Raw genomic sequence first — 8,151 nt, 5'->3', positions numbered from 1 at the left:
TTTTCAGGTCGATCATCTCGCTCATCCAGGGGAATGGATTCTCTTCCTGGGCGAACAGTGGCTCGAGGCCGATCTGGGTCGCGCGGCGGTTGGCGATGAAGCGCAGGTAGCCCTTGAACATGGTGGCGTTCAGGCCCAGTACGCCGCGTGGCATGGTGTCTTCCGCGTAGGCGTATTCCAGTTCCACGGCTTTCTGGAACAGCGCCTTGATTTCGTCACGGAAAGCAGGCGTCCACAGCTGCGGGTTTTCCATCTTGATCGTGTTGATCAGGTCGATACCGAAGTTGCAGTGCATCGACTCGTCGCGCAGGATGTACTGGTACTGCTCCGCCGCGCCCATCATCTTGTTCTGCCGGCCCAGCGCCAGGATCTGGGTGAAGCCGACGTAGAAGAACAGGCCTTCCATCAGGCAAGCGAACACGATCAGCGACTTCAGCAGTTTCTGGTCGTTCTCGACGGTGCCGGTGGTGAAGGCAGGGTCGGTCAGCGTATTGATGAACGGAATCAGGAATTCATCCTTGTCGCGGATCGACTTGATCTCGTTGTAGGCGTTGAAGATTTCCGCTTCGTCCAGGCCCAGCGATTCGACGATGTACTGGTAGGCGTGGGTGTGGATCGCTTCTTCGAAGGCCTGGCGCAGCAGGTACTGGCGGCATTCCGGCGCCGTGATGTGGCGGTAGGTGCCCAGCACGATGTTGTTGGCGGCCAGCGAGTCGGCGGTCACGAAGAAGCCGAGGTTGCGCTTCACCAGGCGGCGCTCGTCGTCGGTCAGGCCGTTCGGGTTCTTCCACAGCTCTATGTCGCGCTGCATGTTTACTTCCTGCGGCATCCAGTGGTTGGCGCAGCCGGCCAGGTATTTGTCCCAGGCCCATTTGTACTTGAATGGCACCAGCTGGTTGACGTCGGTCTGGCCGTTGATGATGCGCTTGTCGTCCGCGTGGACGCGCTTGGCGACCAGGGCGGCGTCGGCGGCTGGTTCTACTGCGCTCATCGGGGCTGGGTGCGCGGACTTCGCGCTTGGTTCATCGTCCCATGACAACATGATTTGGTCCCCTGTTCTTTTCTGTGCTGATCGTTTGATTTCTTGGTGGCGCGGGTTGGCGGATTGCGCTATTCGCTCCATCCACCCTACTCTGCGCCGCTGGCCTGCCAATTCGGCGGAGGCTTCGCTTTAGGAGTTCCCGCTTGCAAGCGGGAACCGTTGCGCAGGCGAATCGCATGCGATTCGAAACCCCTGCTCCACCGCTTCGCTTGTCCGCCCTACGCTTTGAGAGCAAACGTTGGGGACGGTGATGTCCCTCGGTACTGTTGGGTGGGTGGAGCGTGGCATAACCGGCCACGGCCCCACTACACCTCTATTGTATTACTGGCAGGCTTCACATTCCTCGAAACCGTCGTCACCCGGACGCAGGTAACAGGCCGCGCCCTCGTCGACTTGCACACCTTCCATCGACATCGGCGGGGCTGAGGTCACCGGACCTGCCGCTGCCGCCATCGCGCTGGCCGACATGCCGCCGTCCACCGCCACCGCGTTCAGCGCGCCGGTACGGGAAGTCGACTTCTCCATGTGGGTCGCTGCGATGGTGCGCAGGTAGTAGGTGGTCTTCAGGCCGCGCAGCCATGCCAGCTTGTAGGTCTCGTCCAGCTTCTTGCCCGATGCGCCGGCCATGTAGATGTTCAGCGACTGGGCCTGGTCGATCCACTTCTGGCGGCGCGATGCGGCTTCCACCAGCCAGCTTGGCGATACTTCGAACGCGGTGGCGTAGATGTCGCGCAGGTCCTGCGGAATGCGGTCGATCTTGGCCAGCGAGCCGTCGAAGTACTTCAGGTCGGAGATCATCACTTCGTCCCACAGGTCGCGCGCCTTCAGGTCGCGTACCAGGTACGAGTTGATTTCGGTAAATTCGCCCGACAGGTTCGACTTCACGTACAGGTTCTGGAAGGTCGGTTCGATGCAGGCCGATACGCCGATGATGTTCGAAATGGTCGCGGTCGGTGCGATCGCCACGCAGTTCGAGTTACGCATGCCGAACTGCTTGATGCGCTCGCGCACCACGGTCCAGTCCATCGATTCGGACGAATCGACTTCCAGGTAGCCGCCGCGCTCTTCGGCCAGCAGCCTGACCGAGTCCTGCGGCAGGATGCCGCGGTCCCACAGCGATCCGGCGTACGACTCGTAGCGGCCGCGTTCTTCGGCCAGTTCGGTCGATGCCAGGTAGGCGTAGTAGCAGACCGCTTCCATCGACTTGTCGGCGAATTCCACCGCTGCCATCGACGAATACGGTACGCGCATCATGTGCAGGCAATCCTGGAAGCCCATGATGCCCATGCCGACCGGACGGTGGCGCATGTTGGCGTTACGCGCTTTTTCGACGGCGTAGTAGTTAATATCGATGACGTTGTCGAGCATGCGCATCGCAGTGCGCACGGTCTTCTGCAGCTTGATCGCGTCCAGCTTGCCGTCCTTCATGTGGGCAGGCAGGTTGACCGAACCCAGGTTGCAGACAGCGATTTCGTCCGGGCCGGTGTTCAGGGTGATCTCGGTGCACAGGTTCGAGCTGTGGACCACGCCGACGTGCTGTTGCGGTGAACGGATGTTGCATGGGTCCTTGAAAGTGATCCATGGATGGCCGGTTTCGAACAGCATCGACAGCATCTTGCGCCACAGGTCGAGCGCTTCGATCTTCTTGAACACGCGGATTTCGCCGGCGGCTGCCTTGGCTTCGTAGCCGACATAGGCTTGCTCGAAGGCCTTGCCGACCTTGTCGTGCAGGTCAGGCGTTTCGGACGGCGAGAACAGGGTCCAGGTCCCCTTTTCCATCACGCGCTTCATGAACAGGTCTGGAATCCAGTTTGCGGTGTTCATGTCGTGGGTACGGCGGCGGTCGTCGCCGGTGTTCTTGCGCAGGTCGAGGAATTCCTCGATGTCCATGTGCCAGGTTTCCAGGTAGGCGCAGACCGCGCCCTTGCGCTTGCCGCCCTGATTGACCGCGACGGCGGTGTCGTTGACCACTTTCAGGAACGGCACAACGCCTTGCGATTTGCCGTTGGTGCCCTTGATGTGGGCGCCGAGGGCGCGCACCGGGGTCCAGTCGTTACCCAGGCCGCCGGCGAATTTCGCCAGCAGTGCGTTTTCCTTGATCGCGTCGTAGATGCCTTCCAGGTCGTCCGAGACGGTGGTCAGGTAGCACGACGACAGCTGCGAACGCAGGGTGCCCGAGTTGAACAGGGTCGGGGTCGAGCTCATGAAGTCGAACGACGACAGCAGGTTGTAGAACTCGATGGCGCGCGCTTCGCGGTTTTCTTCGCGCAGCGACAGGCCCATCGCGACGCGCATGTAGAACGCCTGCGGCATTTCGATGCGGACATCGCGCACGTGCAGGAAGTAGCGGTCGTACAGGGTCTGCAGGCCGATGTAGCCGAACTGGAGGTCGCGGTCGGCGACCAGCGCCTTGGCCAGCTTGGCCAGGTCGTAGTTTGCCAGCTCAGGATCGAGCAGTTCGTTGGCGATGCCCTTGGCGATGTATTGCGGGAAGTACTCGACGTAGGCCGCGGCGGCTTGCGCCTGCGGCACTTCCTTGCAGAAGACTTCCTTGCGGATGGTGTGCAGCAGGATGCGTGCGGTGACCTGCGAGTAGGCAGGGTCTTTTTCCATCAGCGCGCGCGCAGCCAGGATGGCCGACTTGTGCAGTTCTTCGACCGGTACGCCGTCGTACAGGTTCTTGACCGTCTCGGCCAGGATGGCGTCTGCGTCGACGTGCTTTTCCAGCCCGATGCAGGCTGCGTTGATCAGGCCGATGACCTGGTTCATGTCGAGCAGGCGGCGCTCGCCGTTTTCAGTCACGTGGATCTGCGGTGCCGCCACGTCGGACGAACCGCCCTGGGCCAGCTTCTGCTGCTTGCGCTCTTCCATCTGCTTGGCGCGATAGAGTACATAGGCGCGCGCGACATCGTGCTCGCCCGAGCGCATCAGCGACAGTTCCACCTGGTCCTGCACGTCTTCGATATGGAAGGTGCCGCCGGAAGGCTGGCGGCGCACCAGTGCTGCGACTACGTTGTCGGTCAGCTGCTCGACCAGCTCGCGGATACGCGCGGAAGCTGCGCCCTGCCCGCCGTTCACGGCGAGGAAGGCCTTGGTCATGGCGACAGCGATCTTCGACGGCTCGAATGCCACCACCGCGCCGTTACGGCGGATGATGCGGTAGTCGCCGTTGGCGACGATGGCCTGGGCGCCCGACGGCGCAGCATTGCCCGTCGCTCCTGGTGTCGCGGGTGAGGTGGTGGAAATGTCTTGGGAAGTTTGCATAGTCTCTCCAGGAACGACGTTCAGCTTCTGGCTGCCGCCGATTGTTGTTGGGTGAACCGGTGGATCCCGGTCCGCGAACACATCTATAAAGCAAAAAATACCCCTTCCGAGCGGTGCTGCCTGGTTGGGGAACACGGTCAAAAAAGGTTTTTTTAACGCAAGATCAAGACCTTAGGAGAACGGCTGGGCCGGTGAGGACTCCCTAGGTGCTTGCTCCTTAGCTACCACTACATCTAGTGCATTGCTTACTAATGACACTAATTGTAGTGCCGCACCCGCCCTGTTGCAATAGCTTATTAACCAGAGAAATCTAAATTATTTGTCATTTTTTTGGGTGCTAAACCTTGACATTCTGGAGCGCCCGCCGGGTGTGGCGCATCGTGTAAGTAGGTGCTAACTTCGACGTGTCCGCGTGGAAAGATTTGGTGATTTTATGGCTAAAGTTTCGAGGCTTTCGGCGGCCTTGCGCGAGGCGGGATTTTGGCGTTGGAAACGGCCGTGCAGCAGCCGCGCGGCATTGTTGGCCCGCCGCGGCAAGCGGCGCGGTGGCGTCAGGGTTCAGGCGCGTGGATGTCGAGCTTCTGCATCTGATAACGCAACTGGCGAAAGCTGATCCCCAGCAGCTGGGCCGCCTGCGTGCGGTTGAAATTGGTCTGCGCCAGCGCGCGCAGGATGATATCGCGCTCCACCTGCTCGAGATAGTCGGGCAGGCTGCTCGGCAGCGCATCGGGTGCAAGGCTGGCCGGCGCTTGCGCGGAAGCTTCGGCCATCGCGGACGCCACAGGCGCCCGAGCCACCGCCACTGGAGCCGGTGCCGCCGCCGGTTCGGCCGCGCTGTGCGCCGGCTCGCCCGGCCGCGCGCTCTTGAGCGACAAGTCGCCCACCTCGATCATGCCATCGTTGGCAAACGCCAGCGCGCGCTCCAGCACATTCTCCAGTTCGCGCACATTGCCGGGGAAGGAATACGCGCCCAGCGTTTCAAGCACGCCCTCGCCCAGCCGCGCATTGCCCGGCCCGGCCAGCCGCGCCAGCACGGTATCGGCCAGCACGCCCAGGTCGTCCAGCCGCTCGCGCAGCGGCGGCAAGGACAACTCGATCACGTTCAGGCGGTAGAACAAATCCTGCCGAAACTTCCCGGTCTCGACGCACTTGGCCAGGTCCTGGTGGGTGGCGCTGATCAGGCGCACGTCGACCGGTTCTTCCGCGGTGGCGCCGATCTTGCGCACGCGCCGCTCCTGGATCGCGCGCAGCAGCTTGACCTGCATCGCCAGCGGCAGGTCGGCCACCTCGTCGAGCATCAGGGTGCCGCCGTTCGCCGCCTGGAAGAAGCCGTCGCGGTCTTCCGCCGCGCCGGTGAACGCGCCCTTGCGGTAGCCGAAGAACTCGGCCTCCATCAGCGCCTCGGGAATCGCGCCGCAGTTGACGGCGATGAAAGGCTTGGCGGCGCGCGAGCTTTGCGCGTGGATCTCGCGCGCGGCCAGTTCCTTGCCACTGCCGGATTCGCCGGTAATCGAGATCGGCGCCATCGACCGGGCCAGCCGGGCGATCTGCGCGCGCAGTCCCTGCATCGCGGGCGAATTGCCGATCAGGCGCGAGGGCGCCGTTCCAGCGGCGGCGGATGCCTGCCCCGGCGTGCCGGCCGAGACGCGCAGCGCCGACTGCACCATGATGCGCAGCTGGTCGAGCGCCACCGGCTTGGTCACGTAATCGAAGGCGCCGGCCTTGAGCGCCACAACCGCGTTTTCGGCGCTGCCGTAGGCCGTCACCACCGCGATCGGGGTGCCCTTGCAAGTTGCGGTTACTTCGCGCACCAGTTCGATGCCAAGGCCGTCGGGCAGGCGCATGTCGGTCAGCACCAGCGCATAGTCGGTCTTCGCCAGGAAGGCGCGCGCCTCGCCCAGGGTCTCGGCGCTGTCCACGTCCAGTCCCATTTTCAGGAGCGTTATCTCGAGCAGCTCGCGCAGGTCGGCCTCGTCGTCGACAACCAGGATGCGGGGAGAACTCATCAGATTTGCTCCGAGAAACATCGTCCTTCAGGACGGGGAGTGAAAGGAGCCGGGCGCGTAGCGCCCGCAGCCGTCCACGTGAAAAAATGTTTTGAACTTTGGTGTTGGGGCATGGTCAAACTCCATAAGTGCTTCAGTATGCGATTACGCGCTGGGGCATGAGTCACCTGTACCGTTTTTTCCGATCCGCAGTCGCCTTTAGGTGAGGTCGAGAGACATCCTGCGGATTGAATAAGAAGCTGGGCTACTTTCAGTCCGGCTTCCGTCTGGGGCATCAGACGCCAGCAGTGGGAATCCCCTTCCGTTTATGAAGGGGAGGATGTCAACGAACTGCCTTTCAGCTGCGAGGATCGCGTTACGCCGCCGGCGGCGCGAAGGTGATGACAAACCTGCCGGTCGGATGCTGCGAGGCGGCCGGCGCGCCGTCGAATCGGTACTCGTAGTCGAGCTTCGCCTCGTTGTTCAGGCACAGTTCGCGCGCCAGGTACAGGCCAAGGCCGGTGCCCTTGCTCGAGGTGGTGTAGAACGGCTCGAACAGGTGGGCCCGCACTTCGGGCGTGATGCCGGGGCCGTCGTCCTGCACGTGCAGCTCCATCTGGCCGGCCTCCTGCACCACCCACAGGCGCATGCTGGCCGGCAGGCGGCTGGCGTAGCGGATCGCATTGTTGAGCAGATTGACGACCACTTCGCGCAGGTGCAGCGCATCGAAGCGCACCGGCGCCGTGCCGGTATTGCCGATCCAGACTATATCACCGGCCAATCCGTGGGTTTCGGTGAATTCGGCCTTCAGCTCGGCCAGGAAAGCGTCGAGCTGGAGCGGCTCGCCGTTCGGCTGCACCTTGCGCGACAGTTGCAGGATGTCCTCGACCATGCGGTTGACGCGGGTGACGTTGTCGCCGACGATTTTCAGCAGGCGCGCATGCACCGGGCTGTCGAGGTCCTCGGCCAGCAGCGCGGTGGCGTGGCCGATCGCCGCCAGCGGATTGCGCACCTCGTGCGCGATGCTCGCGGTAAGGCGGCCCATCGACGCCAGCTTGAGTTGCTGCGCCTGGTTTTCGATGGCCGTCACGTCGTGCATGAAGATCACGCTGCGCTCGGCCGCGCCATTCGGCGTCGCCACGCGCGCAAAGCGCAGCTTCAGGTGGGCCGACAATTCGCGGCGGGCGGAAAAGCCCAGGGTGTTGGGCGACTGCGGCGTGTCAGTGTAGGGCTTGAGCGTGACGAAAGCCGAATGCTGGCTGGAGGCGCCGGCCGGCTGGCCGAGCCACTGGACGAAGGCAAAGGCCACCGGCGCCAGCGCCGGGATCTCGCCCAGCGCGAAATCGGAGACGCCGTCCGGCAGCCCGAGCATGCTGCGCGCGGCCGGGTTGCTGGCGAAGACGCCGCCGTCGCGGCCCACCACCAGCACGCCGTCGGCCACGTCGGCAGTGACGATCTGGTTGATGGCCTGCTGCGTTTTCAGGTCGATGCCGCGTTCGGCGGCCAGCTCTTCCTGCCGGATCAGCTTCGCGGCCAGGCTGTTCACCGCCAGGACGATGGCAAAGAACGCGGCGCCGTACAGGCCTGCCTGCATCAGGCGCGCCTCGCCCTGCGCCAGGAACACCTGCAATACGGCGTCGCCCAGCAGGAACAAGGTGACGAGGGAAGCGGAGAACAACGCCAGCACCAGCGGCGCGAGGATGGCGGCGCCGGCCAGCGGGAACAGGAACAGGATCACCATCCCGCTTTGCAGGCCGCCGCCGGCCAGGTAGATCGTCGAGATGACCGCGATGTCGACCGCGACCTGGGCCGACAGCTGGAGCAGGAAGCGGCGCTTCCACGCCAGCGTCAGCAGCGCGA

General features: G+C 63.3%; 4 protein-coding genes. All 4 read right to left on the bottom strand.

Annotated features, from left to right (window positions below; genetic code table 11):
• A partial coding sequence (locus tag D3872_RS00300) for a ribonucleotide-diphosphate reductase subunit beta (protein ID WP_182915626.1) occupies nt 1–1,042 on the bottom strand: 1,042 nt, incomplete at its 3' end.
• A 321-nt stretch (nt 1,043–1,363) separates the two neighbouring features.
• A complete protein-coding gene (locus tag D3872_RS00295; protein WP_119808923.1) occupies nt 1,364–4,306 on the bottom strand; it encodes a ribonucleoside-diphosphate reductase subunit alpha in 2,943 nt (980 codons plus the stop codon).
• A 551-nt stretch (nt 4,307–4,857) separates the two neighbouring features.
• Nucleotides 4,858–6,312 (bottom strand): sigma-54-dependent transcriptional regulator, encoded by a 1,455-nt coding sequence (locus tag D3872_RS00290; protein ID WP_119808922.1) that lies wholly within the window; start codon nt 6,310–6,312, stop codon nt 4,858–4,860.
• 355 nt (nt 6,313–6,667) lie between these two features.
• Nucleotides 6,668–8,151 (bottom strand): sensor histidine kinase (locus tag D3872_RS00285; RefSeq protein WP_119808921.1); only part of this gene is annotated, 1,484 nt, incomplete at its 5' end.

The organism is Massilia cavernae (genome assembly GCF_003590855.1).
GTDB classification, from domain to species: domain Bacteria; phylum Pseudomonadota; class Gammaproteobacteria; order Burkholderiales; family Burkholderiaceae_D; genus Telluria_A; species Telluria_A cavernae.
The sequence above is the reverse complement of the archived record's forward strand: the minus strand, read 5'-3'. Positions and strand labels throughout refer to the sequence as shown.